Annotated in this window: 18 protein-coding genes; 8 read left to right on the top strand and 10 right to left on the bottom strand. The window is 72.4% G+C overall.

Annotated elements, in window-relative coordinates; translation table 11 throughout:
- Positions 1-15: 15 nt before the first annotated feature.
- From OG357_RS14130 to OG357_RS14120, 3 genes are all read right to left on the bottom strand, one after another.
- On the bottom strand, positions 16-267 hold the full coding sequence (locus OG357_RS14130) for a hypothetical protein (protein ID WP_329621484.1): 252 nt from the start codon (positions 265-267) through the stop codon (positions 16-18).
- Positions 264-854: a sigma factor-like helix-turn-helix DNA-binding protein gene (locus tag OG357_RS14125; protein ID WP_443066679.1), complete on the bottom strand. Its 591-nt coding sequence runs from the start codon at positions 852-854 to the stop codon at positions 264-266. Before OG357_RS14125 ends, OG357_RS14130 begins: the two co-directional genes overlap by 4 nt.
- Positions 855-927: 73 nt before the next feature.
- Positions 928-1464 (bottom strand): MarR family winged helix-turn-helix transcriptional regulator, encoded by a 537-nt coding sequence (locus OG357_RS14120; protein ID WP_329621483.1) that lies wholly within the window; start codon positions 1462-1464, stop codon positions 928-930.
- Positions 1465-1612: 148 nt separating this feature from the next.
- Here OG357_RS14120 and ilvA point away from each other — a divergent pair, with 148 nt between their 5' ends.
- The 3 genes from ilvA (at position 1613) to OG357_RS14105 (ending at position 4895) form a co-directional block, all read left to right on the top strand.
- Positions 1613-2842, top strand: a complete 1230-nt coding sequence (ilvA, locus tag OG357_RS14115; RefSeq protein WP_329621482.1) for a threonine ammonia-lyase — start codon at positions 1613-1615, stop codon at positions 2840-2842.
- Positions 2843-2979: 137 nt separating this feature from the next.
- Entirely contained in the window at positions 2980-4092 is a 1113-nt protein-coding gene (locus tag OG357_RS14110) for an ATP-binding cassette domain-containing protein (RefSeq protein ID WP_329621481.1), read from the top strand.
- Positions 4089-4895: an ABC transporter permease gene (locus OG357_RS14105; protein ID WP_329621480.1), complete on the top strand. Its 807-nt coding sequence runs from the start codon at positions 4089-4091 to the stop codon at positions 4893-4895. Before OG357_RS14110 ends, OG357_RS14105 begins: the two co-directional genes overlap by 4 nt.
- Before the next feature lie 9 nt (positions 4896-4904).
- On the opposite strand, the gene OG357_RS14100 is transcribed toward OG357_RS14105, so the two are convergent.
- The 4 genes from OG357_RS14100 to OG357_RS14085 form a co-directional block, all read right to left on the bottom strand.
- Positions 4905-7187: a protein kinase domain-containing protein gene (locus OG357_RS14100; protein WP_329621479.1), complete on the bottom strand. Its 2283-nt coding sequence runs from the start codon at positions 7185-7187 to the stop codon at positions 4905-4907.
- A gap of 21 nt (positions 7188-7208) precedes the next feature.
- On the bottom strand, positions 7209-9620 hold the full coding sequence (locus OG357_RS14095) for a serine/threonine-protein kinase (protein WP_329621478.1): 2412 nt from the start codon (positions 9618-9620) through the stop codon (positions 7209-7211).
- A 124-nt stretch (positions 9621-9744) separates the two neighbouring features.
- A complete protein-coding gene (greA, locus tag OG357_RS14090) occupies positions 9745-10242 on the bottom strand; it encodes a transcription elongation factor GreA (RefSeq protein ID WP_329621477.1) in 498 nt (165 codons plus the stop codon).
- 189 nt (positions 10243-10431) lie between these two features.
- Entirely contained in the window at positions 10432-10833 is a 402-nt protein-coding gene (locus tag OG357_RS14085; RefSeq protein WP_329621476.1) for a DUF4307 domain-containing protein, read from the bottom strand.
- A 98-nt stretch (positions 10834-10931) separates the two neighbouring features.
- Here OG357_RS14085 and mca point away from each other — a divergent pair, with 98 nt between their 5' ends.
- From mca to OG357_RS14060, 5 genes are all read left to right on the top strand, one after another.
- Positions 10932-11813: a mycothiol conjugate amidase Mca gene (gene mca, locus OG357_RS14080; protein ID WP_329621475.1), complete on the top strand. Its 882-nt coding sequence runs from the start codon at positions 10932-10934 to the stop codon at positions 11811-11813.
- Between the two features lies 1 nt (position 11814).
- Positions 11815-12051 (top strand): hypothetical protein, encoded by a 237-nt coding sequence (locus OG357_RS14075; protein WP_329621474.1) that lies wholly within the window; start codon positions 11815-11817, stop codon positions 12049-12051.
- Between the two features lie 96 nt (positions 12052-12147).
- Positions 12148-12783, top strand: coding sequence for an ABC transporter ATP-binding protein (locus tag OG357_RS14070; RefSeq protein ID WP_329621473.1), 636 nt, complete (start codon positions 12148-12150; stop codon positions 12781-12783).
- A complete protein-coding gene (locus OG357_RS14065) occupies positions 12780-14330 on the top strand; it encodes a hypothetical protein (protein ID WP_329621472.1) in 1551 nt (516 codons plus the stop codon). The genes OG357_RS14070 and OG357_RS14065 overlap by 4 nt, the downstream gene beginning before the upstream one ends.
- A 38-nt stretch (positions 14331-14368) precedes the next feature.
- Positions 14369-16402: a thioredoxin domain-containing protein gene (locus OG357_RS14060; RefSeq protein ID WP_329621471.1), complete on the top strand. Its 2034-nt coding sequence runs from the start codon at positions 14369-14371 to the stop codon at positions 16400-16402.
- Positions 16403-16480: 78 nt separating this feature from the next.
- On the opposite strand, the gene OG357_RS14055 is transcribed toward OG357_RS14060, so the two are convergent.
- From OG357_RS14055 to OG357_RS14045, 3 genes are all read right to left on the bottom strand, one after another.
- Complete coding sequence (locus tag OG357_RS14055; RefSeq protein ID WP_329621470.1) at positions 16481-16888, bottom strand: rodlin; 408 nt, start codon at positions 16886-16888, stop codon at positions 16481-16483.
- Between the two features lie 95 nt (positions 16889-16983).
- Positions 16984-18024, bottom strand: coding sequence for an LCP family protein (locus tag OG357_RS14050; RefSeq protein WP_329621469.1), 1041 nt, complete (start codon positions 18022-18024; stop codon positions 16984-16986).
- Positions 18025-18420: 396 nt separating this feature from the next.
- Positions 18421-18831, bottom strand: coding sequence for a rodlin (locus tag OG357_RS14045; RefSeq protein WP_329621468.1), 411 nt, complete (start codon positions 18829-18831; stop codon positions 18421-18423).
- Positions 18832-19009: the final 178 nt, after the last annotated feature.

The following is a 19009-nucleotide window of genomic DNA, read 5'->3' as shown; positions in this document are numbered from 1 at the left end:
AGGCCCGGCCTCTTGTCACCACCCTTCGAGCGGTGGCGTCGTCTGCGCGGGCGGGACCTCCCACGGCCGTTCCACCGACGCCCACACCACGAACGCGAACACGGCGACGACGAACAGGCACCACAGCACCCGGCGCGCCATCCGCTCCCGGCGCGCCCGCCGCGACCCGCGCTCCACGGCCTGTACGGCGAGATCCGCGGGGACGGGCGGGTGCGGGGTGTCCAGCATCCGCCGGACCGCCGCCTCCTTGTCCTCGTGCCGGGTCACGCGGCGATCTTCCGACCGGGAGCTCCGGGAGCTCCGGGAGCTCCGGGAGCTCCGGGAGCTCCGGGAGCTCCGGGAGTACCGGGACCACCGGGACCACCGGGACCACCGGGACCACCCGGCCCCTGCGAGGCGGCGGCCGCGCCGCGCGCCGCGGCCCGGAGCGCGGCGACCGAGCGCGCGCAGACGGCGCGGACGCGCGCCTCGGACAGCCCGAGCAGGGCCGCGACCTGCTCCTCGGCCACCCCTTCGTAGAGCCGCAGCACGACGACGAGACGTTCCTGCGGGCCGAGCGCGGCCAGCGGGCCGTGTCCGCCGTGGTGCCGCCACGCGGTGCGGGCGAAGCGGGCGGCGAGATCGCGGCGGGTGAGGTCGTACGGGTCCTCGTCGCGCAACCGCGCCCACACCGCGTACGTATGGGCGAGGGCGGCGCTCAGCAGCGCCCTGGCGTGGGGGTTGGCGGTACGGGACTCGGCGGTGAGCAGGGTCGCGGCATGCAGCAGCCGTCCCGCCGCCCCGGCCACGAACGTCTCGAACTCCCGGGTGCGGTGGGCCTGTTCGCTGCCAGGTCCGATCCGATGCTCGCGCACCCCCTCATAGGAGGGCAGCGGGAGGCCAGGGTCAAGAGCCGCGGCTCAACAGGCTCGGCTCACGACCCTCGGCTCAAGACGTCGGCGCGGACTCCGTCGCCGTACCCCCGGAACCGGCCCCCGGATGCCCCGTGTGCGCCGACTGCCGTGCGGACAGGGCGGTGTTGAAGCGCGTGAGCAGCGTGCAGAAGGACTCGCGCTCGGCCTGCGTCCAGCCGTCCGTGACCTCCACCATCAGCTGGCGGCGGGAGGAGCGGACCTCCTCCAGGCGGGCGAGGCCGCGCGGCGACAGCTGGAGCACGACCGCGCGCCCGTCCTCCGGGTGCGAGGTCCGCTTGACCAGGCCCGTGTCGACGAGCGGGGCGACCTGACGGGTGACCGTGGACGAGTCGATCCCCATGCCCGCCGCGAGCGCTTTGACGCCCATCGGCCCTTCCTGGTCCAGCCGGTTGAGGAGGAGGTAGGCGGCGCGGTCCATCGAGTTGCGGAGCTGTCCCGTGCCGCCGAGGCGGGTCTGCTCGGCCCGGCGGGCGAAGACGGCCACCTGGTGCTGGAGGGCGTCGAGGAGACCGGGGTCGAGCTCAGTCGTCATGTCCTGAGATGTGGGCATGGCTGGGGTCTCTCTCGTGCGGGGGTGGTCGGTCGGTGGGGGACAGAGTACGCGGACCCGAGGGGGTCCGTACCGGGGCTGCGCAAACCGGATTCGGCACCCGCCCGCCGAGCGGCCACGAGGGCGGTGAGCTGCGAGACTTGCTGTCATGAGCTTCCGTACGCGAGACCCCTTGCACCACCTCATGCTGGACGACGTGCGGGGGGCGCAGAAGATGCTGTCCGGGGTGGCCCGGGTGACCGCGATGGAGGGCAGCCGCCATCTGTCGTCGCTGGTGGGGGCGCCGGTCCAGCTCAAGTGCGAGAACCTCCAGCGGACCGGTTCCTTCAAGCTGCGCGGGGCGTACGTACGGATCTCCGGGCTGCGGCCCGAGGAGCGGGCCGCCGGGGTCGTCGCCGCGTCGGCGGGCAACCACGCGCAGGGCGTCGCGCTCGCGTCGAAGCTGCTCGGCGTGCACGCGACGGTCTTCATGCCGGTCGGCGCCCCGCTGCCGAAGGTCGCGGCCACCCGGGAGTACGGCGCCGAGGTCCGGATGCACGGCCATGTCGTCGACGAGACGCTGGCGGCGGCGGAGGCGTACGCCCGGGAGACGGGCGCGGTCTTCATCCACCCCTTCGACCACCCCGACATCATCGCGGGGCAGGGCACGGTCGGCCTGGAGATCCTGGAGCAGTGCCCGGAGGTCCGGACGATCCTCGTGGGCGTCGGCGGCGGCGGTCTCGCGGCCGGCGTGGGGCTCGCGGTGAAGTCGCTGCGTCCGGACGTGAAGGTGATCGGCGTGCAGGCGGAGGGCGCGGCCGCGTATCCGCCGTCGCTGGCCGCCGGGCATCCGGTGGTGATCGAGTCGCCGGTGACGATGGCGGACGGGATCAAGGTGGGGCGGCCGGGCGACGTGCCGTTCGCCCTGGTCCAGGAGTACGTGGACGAGGTCCGTACCGTCTCCGAGGACGACCTGTCGTCGGCGCTGCTGCTCTGCCTGGAGCGGGCCAAACTGGTCGTCGAACCGGCCGGTGCGAGCCCGGTGGCGGCCCTCCTCGCCGACCCGAGGGCCTTCCAGGGGCCCGTCGTCGCGATCCTGTCGGGCGGGAACGTCGATCCGCTGCTCCTCCAGCGGATCCTGCGGCACGGCATGGCCGCCGGGGGCCGCTATCTGAGCCTGCGGCTGCGGGTGACGGACCGGCCGGGCGCGCTGGCGACGCTGCTCGCGGTCCTCACGGTGGTCGACGCGAACGTCCTCGACGTGAGCCATGTGCGGACGGATCCGCGCCTGGGTCTGACGGAGGCGGAGGTCGAGCTGCACCTGGAGACGAAGGGCCCGGAGCACTGCCGGGAGGTCGAGGAGGCGCTGCGGGACGCGGGTTACACGGTCCTCGGCTGACCCGCGCCGCCGCACCGCCCCGCCTACCCCACCCGACCCCGCGATCGTGTGGCGCGGATCACAAATTCACTGGGCGAGGCCCGCCCGATAAACCTAGGATCGGTAGGAAACGCCCGAATCTCCCTGGGAGAACCCACATGCCAGGCGCGATCTACGCCGAGGGTCTGGTGAAGACCTTCGGTGACGTACGAGCTCTGGACGGCGTCGATCTCGACGTACCCGAGGGCACTGTCCTGGGCCTGCTCGGCCCGAACGGCGCGGGGAAGACCACCACCGTGCGCGTGCTGACGACGCTCCTCCAGCCCGACAGCGGCCGGGCCGTCGTCGCCGGAATCGACGTCCTCAAGCATCCCGAACAGGTCCGCCGCTCGATCGGCCTCTCCGGCCAGTTCGCCGCGGTCGACGAGTACCTCACCGGCCGCGAGAACCTCCAGATGGTCGGCCGGCTGTACCAGATGAAGGCGAAGGCGGCGAAGGTACGGGCCGACGAACTTCTCGACCGGTTCCGGCTCGCGGACGCCGCCGACCGCACCGCCAAGACGTACTCCGGCGGCATGCGCCGGCGCCTCGACCTCGCGGCGGCCCTCGTCGTCTCCCCACCGGTCATGTTCATGGACGAGCCGACGACCGGCCTCGACCCCCGGAACCGGCAGGCGCTGTGGGAGGTCATCAAGGAACTCGTCGCGGGGGGTACGACGCTGCTCCTCACCACGCAGTACCTGGAGGAGGCCGACCACCTCGCCCACGACATCTGCGTCGTCGACCAGGGCAAGGTCATCGCACGCGGCACCTCCGACCAGCTCAAGGCCCAGACGGGCGGCGAGCGCGTCGAGGTCGTCGTCCACGAGCCGGCGATGATCGCGGGCGCCCGCGGCGTCCTCGCCCGCTACGGCATCGCGGGCCGGGGGGAGAGCGAGGTCTCCGTCGAGGACCACACCCGTAAGCTCACCGTCCCCGTCTCGGGCGGCGCCAAGCTGCTCGCCGAGGTCATCCGGGACCTGGACGCCGTCGGCGTCGAGATCGACGACATCGGCCTGCGCCGCCCCACCCTCGACGACGTCTTCATCTCCCTGACCGGCCACGCGGCCGCACTGACGGAGGAGGAGAACGGCGGGCCGCCCCCGGAGGACGGCCGCGGCACGGACGGCCGTGGCACGGACGGCCGTGGCACGGACGGCCGTGGCACGGACGGCCGTGGCAAGGACGGCCGGGGCCGTGACCGTGACCTGACGAAGGAGACGGCCAAGTGAGCACCGTGAACGACTCCCTGGTCATCGCCCGGCGCAACCTCATCCGCATGACCCGGATCCCCGAGATGATCCTCTTCGGGCTGATCCAGCCGGTGATGTTCGTGATCCTCTTCACGTACGTCTTCGGCGGCTCCATGAGCATCGGAGGCAGCACCGATCCGGACGTCTACAAGAACTTCCTGATGGCGGGCATCTTCGCGCAGACCGTCACCTTCGCCACGGCCGGCGCGGGCGCGGGCATCGCGGACGACATGCACAAGGGCCTCATCGACCGCTTCCGCTCCCTGCCCATGGCGCGCGGCGCGGTCCTCACCGGCCGCACCCTCGCCGACCTCGTCCAGACCGCGCTGACCCTGTTCGTCCTCGCGATCGTCGCGCTGATCATCGGCTGGCGCCCGGGCTACGCGGCACCGACCAACTTCGGGAAGATCATGGCGGGCTTCGCCCTCCTTCTCCTCCTGGGCTACGCCTTCACCTGGATCGGCGCCCTCATCGGCCTCTCGGTCCGCACCCCGGAGGCGGCGACGTCCGGCGGCCTCATCTGGCTCTTCCCGGTCACGTTCATCTCGAACGCGTTCGTGGATTCCAGCCAGATGCCGTCCTGGCTCCAGCCCATCGCCGAGTGGAACCCGTTCAGCGCCACCGTGCAGGCCTGCCGCAAGCTCTTCGGCGACCCGGGCGTCTCCCCCTCCGACGCCTGGCCGATGCAGAACCCGGTGTGGGCGTCGCTGATCTACTCGATCCTGATCGTCGCCATCTTCCGTACGCTCTCGGTCCGCAAGTACCGCCGCGCGGACGGCTGACCGCCCCGCTCAGGGCAGATACCCGGAGACGACGAGGCCGTCGGGGAGGGCGAGGAACACCGCCCCTCCGGCGGCCAGTACATCTCCGGCCGCCTGCTGCAGGGGGACGCCGTCGGGCAGGTTGGGCTCGTAGGCCTCCCCGTCGTCCTCGGCGGTGGGACCGGAGGCCGGAAAGGAGGTCACATTCGTCGCGCCCGCGACCACGACCCGGTCACCCGCGAGGTACACCCGCTCCCCGGAGTGCCCCGACGCCCGCCACCGCTCGCGGCCGCTCTTCAGGTCGTACGTGACGAGGCCACCGTCCGTTTCGACGACGGCGACGAGCCCGTCCGCGTTCACGGCGGGCCCGGCCGAGACCTGGCTGCCCAGCGTGCGACGCATCGTGAGCGTCGTGGCGTCCAGGACGCCGACGGTGCCTTCCTGCCGCCCCGAGCACAGCACGCTGCCGCTCTTCTCGTGGACGGTGAAGACGCTGCAGGCCTCCGTGCCTCGCGCCGTCTCCCTGCCCGTACGGGCGTCCAGGGCCACCGGCACGACGCCGAGCGGGACGAACACCCGCCCGGCCGCCACGACCGGCTGCTCCGGCAGGGCGTCGAGCGGCGTCCGCCACAGCTCCTTGCCGTCGCCGAGGCGAACGGCGGTCACGAGCCCCGTCCGCTCGTCGCGCACGTTGACGTACGTGGAGTAGAGGACCCCGTCCAGCAGGTCCGTCCCCTTCACGGCCCAATCGCCCCCGGGCCCCGGGATCCGGTTCCGCTCCCTGCCGTCCAGGACCCCGTAGGCGACGACCCCGTCCGGCCCCGTCACATACGCGGTGTCGCCGACGACCGCCGGATACTGGGCGCCGCTGCGCAGCCCCTCGCCCCGGCCCGGTACCTTCCACAGCTGCTTGCCGTCCGCCGCGCTCAGCCCGGTGGCCGCGCCGCCGGGCCCGGGGCAGAGCAGGACCTTCGGGGAGAGCGCGCAGGTGCCGCTGCCCGGCTCCACCTCGGTGATCCATGGCGACCACTCGGCCGGGCGGTACGCGCGGTCGGTGCCCGCCGTGCCGAAGTCGTTGGTGTGGCCCGCGCCGCCGTACGGCAGGACGACCTGGCTCAGCGTCCGCGGAGCCGGAGCCCCCGACGTACCGGGGGCGGTGCTCGGCGACCCCGCGACCCCGCCGGCCGAACTCCCCGCCCCATCGGCCCGGTTGAGCAGTACCACACCCACCGTCGCGAGCACGGCCACCGCCACCGCCCCGGCCACGGCGGCGCCCCAGCGCCGCCGAGACCGCGTGGGTGCGGCGGCCGGCGTCACCGGCCGGTCCGTCATCGCGGTGGGGGAGTACGGCACGACCGGCCCGAGCGTCGGCAGATCGGCCACGCCCGCACCCGACGCCGCCGCCTCCCCGACCTGCCGGGCGGCCTCCCCGTGCTCGGCGAGCAGCGACAACACCCCACCGGGCCAAGGGAAGGCCGCCGGAGCGCCCCCGCCACCGAGCAGGCCCACCAACTCCTCGGCCGAGGGCCGCTCGGCGGGATCGAGCCGCAGGCACCGCTCCACGACGGTCCGCAACTCCTCCGGAACCCCGGACAGTTCGGCGTCGGCGCGAGTGATCCGATAGATCACCGCGGCCATCTCCTCGTCATGGAACGGCCCTTGGCCGCTTGCCGCGAACGCGAGCACCGCGCCCAGGCAGAACACGTCCGACGCGGGCACCACCGCCCGGCTCCCCACCAGGTGCTCCGGCGACATGAACCCGGGGGAGCCGATCACGAGCCCGGTCGAGGTCAGCGCCGTCGCCTCGAAGGCATGCGCGATGCCGAAGTCGATCAGCTTCGGCCCGGCCGCACCGAGGAGGACGTTCGCGGGCTTGAGGTCCCGGTGCAGGACCTTCACCCGGTGCACGTCCGCCAGAGCCCGCGCGAGCCCGACGCCCAGGGCCCGTACGGCCGCGACGGGCAGTGCCCCCGACCGCACGACGGCCTCGGCGAGCGAGGGCCCCGGCACGTACTCCGTCGCCAGCCACGGCGAGGGCGCCTCGGCGTCGGCGTCCACGAGCCGCGCCACCCCCGGCCCGTCCACGGTCCGCGCCGCCGCGATCTCCCGCCGGAACCGGGTCCGGAAGTCCCCGTCGACCTCCAGGTCCTCCCGCACGGTCTTCACGGCGACCATCCGGTACGGATCGGCGGTCGGCTCGTCGGCCCGGCAGGCGAGATGTACCTCGCCCATGCCGCCCGCGCCGATCCGGGCGAGCAGTCGGTAGGGCCCCGTGAGTCGCGGGGGCTGTCCCGGGGGCAGAGCTTCCAGCACCGAACAGGTCCTTTCAGAGCGTCACTTGGGGAGTTCGACGGAGGAGACGACACCCTTGTCGAAGACGACGTACGCGATTCCGCCCACGGGCAGGACCTCCGGCTGCCGGATCTTCTTGAAGATCAATTCGCCCATTCTCGGGTCGTAGAACTCCTCCTCGGCACGCGGTCCCGGCGCCCCGGGCACCGGTGTCACGTTGAGCCCGCCCGGCTTGCCGTCGGCGCCGATCCGCACGGTGTAGAGCGAGGAGTAGTCGGCGTACACGACCTGATCGCCGGCGATCAGGGGCGACGACCAGCTCTGGCCGAGGCCGGCGGGCGCGGCCTCGGCCGCGTGCGTGGCGACCGTCTTCCCCGTGCGAGGGTCGAGGATCCGCAGACCCTTGTCGAAGGTCACGACGGCGTGCGGACCGACGGACGTGGGAGTGGTCGAGGCGAGCGCGCCGGGCAGCGAGGCCTTCGAGGCGAGAGTGCGGGCGTCGAGCAGATGCAGCGCCGTGTCGGTGTCCTCGCCGGACCCGGCGCCGGCGCAGTACGCCGACGCACCGAGCACCTTGAGCTCGCGGCACGCCTTGGAGTCCGGGTCCACCTGTCCGAGCTGAGTGCCCTTCTTGCCGTCGTACGCCACGAGCCCGCCCTGACTGAGCGCGTAGACGATGCCCTTGGCGTAGGCCACCGACTCGTACGCCTTGCGTTCGGCGCTGGAGATGTCCCCGTTGGTGAGACCGTGCGACCAGAGCCGCCGTCCGTCGGCCAGGGAGAACGCCGTCAGAGCGACCAGCGTTTCGGTGCTGTCCTCGGCGAGCTTCGTCGCCGCGAAGACGATCCCGTCGCCGACGACGGGCCGGGTGTCCCAGAAGTTCTGTGGACCCAGGGCCGGCTTCTCCCAGCGCACCGCCCCCGTGCGCGCGTCACGGACCTGGAGCGAGGCTCCGGCGACGAGCACCACGTTCCCGTCGTGGACCGTGGGACGTGTGGCGCCCCCGCCCACGAAGGGGTAACCGGAGGTGCTGATGTAGGTCTCGGGCGGCGTGTCCTTGGCGCGGGGCACGTCCCACAGCTTCTTCCCGCTCGCCGGATCCAGCGCCTCGTACCGCCCGTCCGTCGTCCGGCAGACCAGCACCTTCTCCCCGGCCGAGCAGCCGAGCGCCGGCGCGGTCAGCTTCGCCTGCCACGGCTTCCAGTCGGCCGGCCGCTGGGCCGTGCTCTGCGGGACGACGCCCGAGGCGTCGGCGAGGCCCCGGTCGTCGACGCCCGGGACACGCGGCCCGGCGGGCGGGGCGGCTTTCGGCGGCGCCGAGGGCTTCTTCGTCTCGCTCTCCGGCCACAACAGATACGTGCCGAGCCCCCCGGCCACGACCGCGAGCGCCAGGACGGCGGCGAGCACCCGCCCCCGCCGCCGACGCGGAGGGGCGTCGGGCCGCGCGACCGGCCCCTGCGTCGGCACGGAATGCAGCCCCGGCACCCCCGAGGTCACGACAGGCCCCCGGGGATCGATCGAGGGCGCGGGCGCGACCTCCAGAAGCGGACCGCCGGAGGCCACGAGCTGGGCCAGCTCCGTCCCGTACTCGCCGATGTGGTCCCGTACGCCCTTCGGCCAGGGGAAACGACTCCCCGCGCCCTCGCCGAGCAGCTCCGCGAGCTCCCCCGGCGTGGGCCGGTCCGCCGGGTCCAGGGCCAGACAGGCGGCGACGGTGCCGCGCAGCTCCTCCGGCACCCGGCTCAGGTTGGCTTCCGCCTGTGAGACCCGGTAGAGGACGGCGGCGAGCGGCCCGTCACCGAAGGGGTCCTCGCCGGTCGCCGCGTAGCAGAGCAGCGAGCCGAGGCAGAAGACGTCGGAGGCGGCGGTCACCCGTCGCGCGCCCGCCACGTGCTCGGGGGACATGAAGGCGGGGGTGCCGACCATCACCCCCGTCGCGGTCATGGTGGTCGCGGTGGCGCTGCGGGCGATGCCGAAGTCGATGAGGCGGGGCCCGTCGACGGAGAGCATGACGTTGCCGGGCTTGAGGTCCCGGTGCAGGACCCCGGCCGCGTGCAGGTCGGCGAGGGCGCGGGCGACCCCGGCGCCGACGGCGCGCACGGTGGCGACGGGCAGCGCGCCGCCGCGCCGCACGGCCTGGGAGAGGCTGGGCCCGGGGACGTACGCGGTGGCCAGCCAGGGCACCTCGGCGTCGGCGTCGCCGCCGACGGGCGCCGCGGCGTGGGGGCTGGCGACGAGTGCGGCGACCCGGATCTCGCGCCGGAACCGGTCGCGGAAGGCGGGATCACCGGCGACGTCCCGCCGCACCGTCTTCACGGCGACGAAGACCCCGTCGGCCGCTCCCCGCCCGAGGAAGACCTCGCCCATGCCGCCGGCGCCGAGCCGGGCCAGCACCTCGTACGGTCCGATCTGCCGTGGCGTGCCCTCACGCAGCGGTCCCAGCACTGTGCCCATCCCCCCTGATGACGCAACTCTGATGACGCAACGTCAGGGCCGCATCATTGCATGTGCATGCAAGGGAAAAGGCCGGACCCCCGAGGGGTCCGGCCCGTCACACGAAGCCGTGGAAGGCGGCGGCTCAGCGGCCGTACGGCGTGGCGCTGAGGATCTTCACCGTGGCCTTCTTGCCGTTCGGCAGCTCGTACTCGGCGTCGTCACCGGCCTTCTTGCCGTTGACACCGACGCCGAGCGGCGACTGCGGCGAGTAGGTCTCGATGTCGTCGCTCGCGTACTCGCGGGAGGCGAGCAGGAAGGTCATCGTGTCGTCCTCGTCGCCGTCGAAGGCGATCGTGACGACCATGCCGGGCTCGACGACGCCGTCGTCCGCCGGGGCCTCGCCGACCTTGGCGTGCTCGAGCAGCTGGGTGAGCTGGCGGACCCGGAGCTCCTGCTTGCCCTGCTCCTCCTTGGCCGCGTGGTACCCGCCGTTCTCGCGCAGGTCTCCCTCTTCGCGCGCCGCCGCGATCTTGGTCGCGATTTCGGTACGCGCGGGACCAGACAGGTACTCAAGCTCTCCCTTGAGCTTGTCGTACGCCTCCTGGGTGAGCCAGGTGACGTTGTCGCTGGTCTGGGTCACAGGTGCTCCTCGTAGGTACTGGGAATACAAAGCATCGCCCTACACGGGAAGCAGGCGCTTCCCGAGCGGGCGAAACCACGAGCCTAACAATGAGTGGCGAAAAGCGGGAGGACATACATCATCAAGATGGCGTCAGCCCAGGTCACGCTCGTGACCCGCCGGGACTCGTCACCCGGTCCCTACCCACGGCTACCGAGCCGTACACCCCACGAGCTCGGCACTCGTCGCGAGCGCCGTCGTACGGAGCGTGAAGACGTTGTCGACCCGGCCGGAGGGGTCGTCGATCCGCACGTCCTTGCGGGCCACCTCGGCGCCGTCCTCGGCCCGTGACCGCAGCGTGCAGACGCCCCTGACGCCCTCGTCCTTGCGGATCTCCAGGTGCACCTGCACCTCGGTGGGGCTCACCACGTCGAACTTGATCATCTCGGCGCTGATCTTGCTGTCGACGACGTAGTGCCAGCCGAACCAGCCCATCATGCCGAGGAAGAGGACGCCGAGCACGGCGCCGGCCACCTTGAGCTTGCGGTCGGCCCGCTCGTCCGCGGAGCGCCCGTAGCGCCCTTCGGGCAGCTGCTCTCGCACCGCGCTCATGGTGGATCCTCTCGAAGCCGGGGGTGGCGGAATTTTCGTTCCCCCGATTCCGTCACTATAGAAGCCTGCCTCCGCGTCGAATCACTGAGGATCGAGTCTTGACTGACCAGCTGCGACTGATGGCCGTTCACGCCCACCCCGACGACGAGTCGAGCAAGGGTGCGGCCACGATGGCCAAGTACGTGTCCGAGGGGGTGGACGTCATCGTGGTGACGTGCACGGGCGGCGAGCGCGGCTCGGTCCTGAACCCCCAGCTCCAGGGTGACGCCTATGTCGAGGCGAACATCCACGAGGTGCGCCGCAAGGAGATGGACGAGGCCCGCGAGATCCTCGGCGTCTCCCAGGAATGGCTGGGATTCGTCGACTCGGGACTGCCCGAGGGCGACCCGCTGCCCCCGCTCCCCGAGGGCTGCTTCGCCCTGGAGGACGTCGACACCGCGGCCGGAGAGCTGGTCCGCAAGATCCGCTCGTTCCGCCCGCAGGTCATCACGACCTACGACGAGAACGGCGGCTACCCGCACCCCGACCACATCATGACCCACAAGATCACGATGGTGGCCTTCGACGGCGCGACCGACGCCGAGAAGTACCCGGAGGCCGAGTTCGGCCCGGTCTGGCAGCCCCTGAAGCTCTACTACAACCAGGGCTTCAACCGTCCCCGCACCACCGCCCTGCACGAGGCGCTCCTCGCCCGCGGCCTGGAGTCCCCCTACGGGGAGTGGCTGGAGCGCTGGAGCGAGTTCGAGCGCAAGGAGCGGACGCTGACCACCTTCGTGCCCTGCGCCGACTTCTTCGAGATCCGCGACAAGGCCCTGATCGCCCACCGCACGCAGATCGACCCCGACGGCGGCTGGTTCCGGGTCCCGATGGAGATCCAGAAGGAGGTCTGGCCGACGGAGGAGTACGAGCTCAGCAAGGCGCTGGTCCCGACCTCCCTCCCCGAGGAAGATCTCTTCGCGGGCATCCGCGACAATGCCTGACATGAGCGCACACCTGGCACTGACCCAGCTTGTCCCCTTCGCCGCCGAAGAGCTGGACAAGAACAAGGTGACCCCCGGCGTCCTCGGCTTCGTCGTCTTCGCGGTCATGGCCGTCGCGGTCTGGCTGCTGATGAAGTCGATGAACCGCCACATGGGCAAGGTCTCCTTCGAGGAGGCCCCGGACCCGGCGGCCACCGCGGACACCCCGGCGGCCAAGGCCGGCGCCACCGGAAAGTAGCGACGACGCCCCCTGTCCACGGGACGGGGGGCGTCCGTACGCCTGCCCAGACAAGAAGGTTCAGGGATGCCTACCGACCGGTTAGCGAGCGGCGCGGTGAGCGACGACGTGTCCGCGATCGCCGCGGAGGGCGCCACGGTCGTCCTGGACGGGACCACCCTGCTGGCGCCGACGACGTTCGCGGTGCCGCCGGGCGAGTTCCGGTGTCTCACCGGAAGCAACGGCTCCGGGAAGACGACCCTCCTCAGGGCCTTCCTGGGAAGCCGGCGGCTGACGGACGGCGCCGTCCTCGTGCGGGGCGAGACCGTCGACATGGCCAGGCCCCGGCACCGGCGGCTCGTGGCCTCGCTCGTCGAACCGGTGCCCGTCGCCCGTGACATGACGATCCGCGAGCAGGTCACCCTGGTCGCCGCCTCCTGGTACGGCAACACCACGACGACCGTCGGGCGCGCCGAAGAGATCACCGGGCGACTGGGTCTCACCGCGCTGGGCGCGCGGTTCCCCTCCCAGCTCTCCTCCGGCCAGTTACAGCTCTTCCACCTCGCGCTGACCCTGGTCCGCCCCGCCGACGTCGTCCTCCTCGACGAACCCGAGCGGCATCTCGACACCGAGCACGTCGCCCTCGTCGCCGCCCTGCTCGCCGAGCGCGCAGGGCAGGGCACGTCGTTCCTGGTCGCCACCCATGAGGCGGCCATGGTGGAAGCCTGCGACGGCGTCGTGGAGCTGGGATGACGACGGCCGGCACCACCGAGGAGGTCGAGTCCGGCCCCAGGGCCCGCGTCCACGCCGTACGCCACCGGTACGCCCACCGCGGTGACCGCGCCACCGTGCAGGACTGGGCGTACACCGTCTACCTCACCGTCATCCTCGGCGCCGTCTACGTGGCGCCGGTCGTCTACCTGGTGCGCACCACGCGGGCGCTGCTCACCCTGGGGTCCGCCGGGGCGGCGATGCCCGTGGCCTGCCTGGTCGCGGCGGCGGCGGTCTGGGGCGCCCAGCTCACCGGCCGGTTCTGGGGACCGCTGGTGCTCAAACCGTTCCTGCTGCACGTGTTCATGTCCACCGACCTGTCCCCGACGCACTACCTCGGCACGTTCGCCCGCCGCCGGCTGGCGTACGCGGGACTCGGCACGCTCCTCGCGGTGTGCACGGCGACGTTCCTCGCGACCGACCTGTTCGACCGCCCGGGAAGCGGCCTCCTGCCGCAGGGCGTGGCCGTCGCGGCGGGCATCGGCGCCGTCGTCTCCGTGGCGTGGTTGTGGGGCCAGGTCCGGACGGTGCGCGAGAACGTCCTGCTCGCCTCCGCCGTGGCCGCCGTGGCGGCCGCCGTGGCGCTGCTCGGCCGGTCCGCCTTCCTGGGCGGGGACGGCCTGTGGCTCGTCACCGGTGTGCTGGCGGTCGCGGCGGCGGCGCTCGGCCGGTCCGCCTTCCGGTCCGTCCGTACGGTCGATCTCGCCCGGCTCGCCCGCGAATCGGCGCGTGCCGCCGAGGCCCAGACCTTCGCCTGGACCGGCACGCTCCACCACGCGCTCGACCTGTACCGCCCGCAGCCGCGCGGGCTCACACACGCCCTGACGCGTCCGGACGGGCGGCTGCGCGGCCACCTGGCCCAGGGAGCGGTCCGCGCCCTGCGCACGAGAGGCCGCGCGATCGCCGCCGCGGTGTTCCTGCCGGCCGGCGCCGCCGTGCTGACGCTCGGCGTCGCGGAGCCGGACGCCAGGCTCGCGACGCCGGCCTGGCTGGCCGGCGCGGTCGGCGTGTACCTGGGGTCCGGGTGGGTCGGCGAGACCTGGCGCGGACTGCGCGACGAACTGACCCTGGCCCCGCTGCTCGGCGAGTGGTGGGGCGGGACGCTCGCCCGCACCCTGGCCTGGCCGGTCGTCGCGGTGGTGGTCTCGGTCGGCCTGGCGAGCGGTGTCACGATCACGACGCGATGGCCGCTTCAGGCCGCCGGGGCCGACACGGCACTCCTCGTCACAGGCACGGTGGCGCTCGTGCTCGGCGCCAGGTTCCTGCGCGAGATGAAGACGAATCTGCCCGTCGAACTGCTGCTTCCGATCATCACGCCGCTGGGCGACCTCTCCGCCGTCCGGGTCTTCTTGTGGCAGTTCGACGGACTCGTCGTCGTCCTGACCGGCGTCCTCGTCATGAACGGGCTGCCGACCGCGCCCGGCGCCGCCCTGACCGCGCTCGCCATCGCCGCCTGCTGCGCCTGGGCGGGCCTGCGCCGAACGGGCTGGTCCCTGGGACCGCTCATCACCCGCCTCGGCCGGGTGTGACGACGCTCTGCCCCCGACGGCAGGGCAGGATGGGCACCATGGCGAACCGACTGGCCCATGAGACCTCCCCTTACCTCCTTCAGCACGCCGACAATCCGGTCGACTGGTGGCCCTGGTCGGCCGAGGCCTTCGAGGAGGCCCGCCGCCGCGACGTCCCGGTGCTGCTCAGCGTCGGCTACAGCTCCTGCCACTGGTGCCACGTGATGGCGCACGAGTCCTTCGAGGACGACGCCACCGCCGACCTGGTCAACGAGCACTTCGTCGCCGTCAAGGTCGACCGCGAGGAGCGCCCCGACGTCGACGCCGTCTACATGGAGGCCGTCCAGGCCGCCACCGGCCAGGGCGGCTGGCCGATGACCGTCTTCCTCACCCCGGACGCCGCCCCCTTCTACTTCGGCACGTACTTCCCGCCGGAGCCCCGCCACGGCATGCCCTCCTTCCCCGACGTCCTGGAAGGTGTCCGCGGCGCCTGGGCCGACCGCCGCGACGAGGTCGGCGAGGTCGCCGACCGGATCGTCAAGGACCTCGCGGGCCGCTCCCTCGCCTACGGCGGCGACGGCGTCCCCGGCGAGGAGGAGCTCGCGCAGGCCCTTCTCGGCCTCGTCCGCGAGTACGACGCCACCCGCGGCGGCTTCGGCGGCGCCCCCAAGTTCCCGCCGTCGATGGCCGTGGAGTTCCTGCTCCGCCACCACGCCCGTACGGGCTCCGAAGGCGCCCTCCAGATGGCCGCCGACACCTGCGAGGCCATGGCCCGCGGCGGCATCTACGACCAGCTCGGCGGCGGCTTCGCCCGCTACGCCGTCGACCGCGCCTGGGTCGTGCCCCACTTCGAGAAGATGCTGTACGACAACGCCCTGCTCTGCCGGGTGTACGCGCACCTGTGGAAGGCCACCGGCAGCGACCTGGCCCGCCGTGTCGCCCTGGAGACCGCCGACTTCATGGTCCGCGAACTGCGCACCCCCGAGGGCGGCTTCGCCTCCGCCCTCGACGCCGACAGCGACGACGGCACGGGCAAGCACGTCGAGGGCGCCTACTACGCCTGGACCCCGGAGCAGCTGACCGCCGTCCTCGGCGCGGAGGACGCCGCCCTCGCCGCCGCCCACTACGGTGTCACCGAGGACGGCACCTTCGAGCACGGCAGCTCCGTCCTCCAGCTCCCGCAGGAGGCCGGAGTCGCCGACGCCGACCGCATCGCCTCCATCGCCGCCCGGCTCCTCGCCGCCCGCGAGGAGCGCGAGCGCCCCGGCCGCGACGACAAGGTCGTCGCCGCCTGGAACGGCCTAGCGATCGCCGCCCTCGCCGAGACCGGCGCCCTCTTCGACCGCCCCGACCTCGTCGAGCGCGCCACCGAGGCCGCCGACCTGCTCGTCCGGGTCCACATGGACGAGACCGCCCGGCTCACCCGCACCTCCAAGGACGGCCGGGCCGGCACCAACGACGGCGTCCTGGAGGACTACGCCGACGTCGCCGAGGGCTTCCTCGCCCTCGCCGCCGTCACCGGCGAAGGCGCCTGGCTCGAGTTCGCCGGCTTCCTCCTGGACATCGTCCTCGACCGCTTCACCGGCGAGGGCGGCGCGCTCTACGACACCGCCCACGACGCCGAGGCCCTCATCCGCCGCCCGCAGGACCCCACGGACAACGCCGCACCCTCGGGCTGGACCGCCGCCGCCGGAGCGCTCCTCTCGTACGCCGCCCACACCGGCTCGGAGGCCCACCGCACCGCCGCCGAGGGAGCCCTCGGCGTCGTCAAGGCCCTCGGCCCCCGCGCGCCCCGCTTCATCGGCTGGGGCCTGGCGGTCGCCGAGGCCCTCCTCGACGGGCCCCGCGAGATCGCCGTCGTCGGCGCCCCCGCCGACGAGGCCTTCCAGGAGCTGCGCCGTACCGCGCTCCTGGCCACCGCCCCCGGCGCGGTGCTCGCGACCGGCGCCCCCGACAGCGAGGAGTTCCCGCTCCTGAAGGACCGGCCGCTGGTGGCCGGCGGGCCCGCCGCGTACGTCTGCCGTCACTTCGTGTGCGAGGCCCCGGTCACCGACCCGGCGGAGCTCGCCGAGACGGCGAATCCGGCGCGCTAGGGCCTGTCCGGACGGCGACGGCCCCGCCACCCCTCCGAGGAGGGGCGGCGGGGCCGCCGCCGTGCCGGGCGTCGTCGCTCAGCTGTTGCCGGCGCCGTTGCCGGACAGCACCGGGATGTCGCTGAGGATGTGCGACAGCGGCTCGTCACCCTTGGCCTGGGTGGAGTTCTCGGTGCACTGCTGGTTCTGCGGGGAGGACAGGACGTTGATGTCCTGGACGGTGATCGGGACGAGACCGATCAGCGAACCGGCGTTGACCTTGGCGGGCAGGCCGACGCAGGGCTTGTTCAGGGAGCCCTGGACGAGCGCGAACTGCGGGCTCATGTTGCCGTACGTGGCGGAGTTGCCGTACTCCTGGTGGGCACCGTTGCCGCTCAGCGAGGTGGTGCCACCGTCGTCGGCGATCGCGAGCGCCTGTCCGGCACCCGCCGCCGTCGCGCCGAGAACCGACGCGGCCACAGCAGCCGTAGCCAAGAGCTTCTTCATTGTTCAGGCCTTTCGGGTACTGGCCCCGCTGAGTGCCGAGCCGTGCTGATCAACTGGTCGGACGTACGGAGGTTCCGGTAAGTCCACCGGACGGACTACGGGCAGATGAGCGATGACCCCGCGGCCGGCGCGTACGTGCCCACCGGGATCGCGCTGGGCGCGACCTCCTCGGCGGCCGGCAGCGGCCGGTCCTCGCGCAGCCGCCCGAAGACCTCCGCCGCGCCTTCCTCGTCCCAGGCGAGCGTGGACCCGACACCCGCGATGTCCGGATTGAAGCCCCGTACGGGCACGGTCGCGAACTCCGTACGGTCCGGGGGCAGGTCCCTCAGCCGGGCGGCGAGCGTCAGCAGCTCCGCCGTCGAGATCCCGCGCTCGGCCGCCGCCGTCCCGCGCAGCGTCGCGGCGAAGTCCGTCAGCCGCTCCGGGTCGTCGAGGATCCCTTCGCGGAGCCGTTCCAGGGTGTTGACGACGAACTTCTGCTGCTTGTGGATCCGGCCGAAGTCCATCTGCCCGTCCGCCTTCCGCGAGCGGACGTACTGGAGGCCCTCGCCGCCCCCGACGGGCTTGGTCCCGGGCTGGAGGTCGATGCCGGTGGAGGGGTCCTTGAGGGGCTCCGCCGTACAGATGGGCACCCCGCCGTCGACGCGGTCCACGGTGTCCATGAAGCGCCGGAAGTCGATCTCCAGGTACCGGTGGACGGGCAGCCCGGTCATCGACTCGACGATCTCCACGGTGAACGAGGAACCGCCCTCCGCCCAGGCGCTGTTGATCTTCGCGGGGTGGGCGGCGTGCAGCTTGCCGGTCCGCCGGTCGCGGTGGTCGGCGGGGAAGGAGGTGAGCGAGTCGCGCGGCAGACTCACGACGTCGATCCGGTCGTTCGCCGCCGACACGTGCACGAGCATCATCACGTCCGTGCAGTCGCACTCCTTCCCGCCCAGACGGAAACGTTCCTTCTCCTCCTCGGTGACGCCCCTGCGGGTGTCGAGGCCGACGACCAGGAGGTTCAGCCCCTGTTCCGGGGACGGGAGTTCGGTCGGGGCGGCGGCGAGCGCGCCGGGAACGAGGGCGATGAGCGCGGTGAGAGCCGCGGGGGCGAGCAGCAGACTCCGGGGCCGCTTCGGGCGCGCGAAATTCATGCCCGCACGCTAATTCGACCCACCTCGCACAGAGGTACGCGACGCGACATGGGCAGAGCGAATCACTCTCCTGCGGCGCCTGTGTAATCCTTGCAATGATGCGTGAATCGCAGTGGAGGGAGCGAAGATGGCGCCGGGTCCCGGGAAATGGGAACGGATGGCCTTCATTCCGAAGAGCCGATATGTGAGTGACCCACCGACCGTCGACCGCACGCCATTCCCGGTCTATTCCGCACTGGTGACACAGTGGGTGCAGGCGGGGCGCACGGTACCGGGAATGCCGGACCGGGAGTGGGAGCGGCTGATGGCCACCCCCGTCTGGCCGCGCTCGTAGCCGTAGTACGCACGCGTAAGGGGCCGCCCGGAGAGGGCGGCCCCTTACGCGTGAGCCGGACGTCAGTTGTTGCCGACGCCGTTGCCCGACAGGACCGGGATGTCGTCCAGGATGTGCGACAGAGCCTCGTCACCCTTGGCCTGGGTGGAGTTCTCGGTGCACTGCTGGTTCTGCGGGGAGGACAGGACGTTGATGTCCTGGACGGTGATCGGGACGAGACCGATCAGCGAACCGGCGTTGAGCTTGGCCGGCAGGCCGACGCAGGGCTTGTTCAGGGAGCCCTGGACGAGCGCGAACTGCGGGCTCATGTTGCCGTACGTGGCGGAGTTGCCGTACTCCTGGTGGGCACCGTTGCCGCTCAGCGAGGTGGTGCCGCCGTCGTTGGCGATGGCGAGCGCCGGGGTCGCCATCGCGGCGGAGACGCCGACGATGGAGGCGGCTGCGGCCGCAGTGGCCATAACCTTCTTGATCACGGGAGTTCCCTTCTAGAACCGGCTCCGTGCAGGGAGCGCCCTGATCAACTGGCCTCCGGACGCCCGGGTTCCGCTGTGTCACCCCCTTGGCGGAGCGCACGCGACAGCGCGAAACGGAGTCCCAGTCGAACGAGTGAAGGGCCGGAACCAATGCCCCCGGCCGCAGTTGATCCCGTCG

The sequence above is a fragment of the Streptomyces sp. NBC_01255 genome, assembly GCF_036226445.1.
Lineage (GTDB): Bacteria > Actinomycetota > Actinomycetes > Streptomycetales > Streptomycetaceae > Streptomyces.
The sequence above is the reverse complement of the archived record's forward strand: the minus strand, read 5'-3'. Positions and strand labels throughout refer to the sequence as shown.

What these genes read in the sequence shown, in the direction of transcription:
- OG357_RS14120 (WP_329621483.1), bottom strand. Translation starts at nt 1,464, where the DNA reads ATGCCCACATCTCAGGACATGACGACTGAGCTCGACCCCGGTCTCCTC.
- ilvA (WP_329621482.1), top strand. Translation starts at nt 1,613, where the DNA reads ATGAGCTTCCGTACGCGAGACCCCTTGCACCACCTCATGCTGGACGAC.
- OG357_RS14110 (WP_329621481.1), top strand. Translation starts at nt 2,980, where the DNA reads ATGCCAGGCGCGATCTACGCCGAGGGTCTGGTGAAGACCTTCGGTGAC.
- OG357_RS14095 (WP_329621478.1), bottom strand. Translation starts at nt 9,620, where the DNA reads ATGGGCACAGTGCTGGGACCGCTGCGTGAGGGCACGCCACGGCAGATC.
- OG357_RS14085 (WP_329621476.1), bottom strand. Translation starts at nt 10,833, where the DNA reads ATGAGCGCGGTGCGAGAGCAGCTGCCCGAAGGGCGCTACGGGCGCTCC.
- OG357_RS14075 (WP_329621474.1), top strand. Translation starts at nt 11,815, where the DNA reads ATGAGCGCACACCTGGCACTGACCCAGCTTGTCCCCTTCGCCGCCGAA.
- OG357_RS14065 (WP_329621472.1), top strand. Translation starts at nt 12,780, where the DNA reads ATGACGACGGCCGGCACCACCGAGGAGGTCGAGTCCGGCCCCAGGGCC.
- OG357_RS14060 (WP_329621471.1), top strand. Translation starts at nt 14,369, where the DNA reads ATGGCGAACCGACTGGCCCATGAGACCTCCCCTTACCTCCTTCAGCAC.
- OG357_RS14055 (WP_329621470.1), bottom strand. Translation starts at nt 16,888, where the DNA reads ATGAAGAAGCTCTTGGCTACGGCTGCTGTGGCCGCGTCGGTTCTCGGC.
- OG357_RS14050 (WP_329621469.1), bottom strand. Translation starts at nt 18,024, where the DNA reads ATGAATTTCGCGCGCCCGAAGCGGCCCCGGAGTCTGCTGCTCGCCCCC.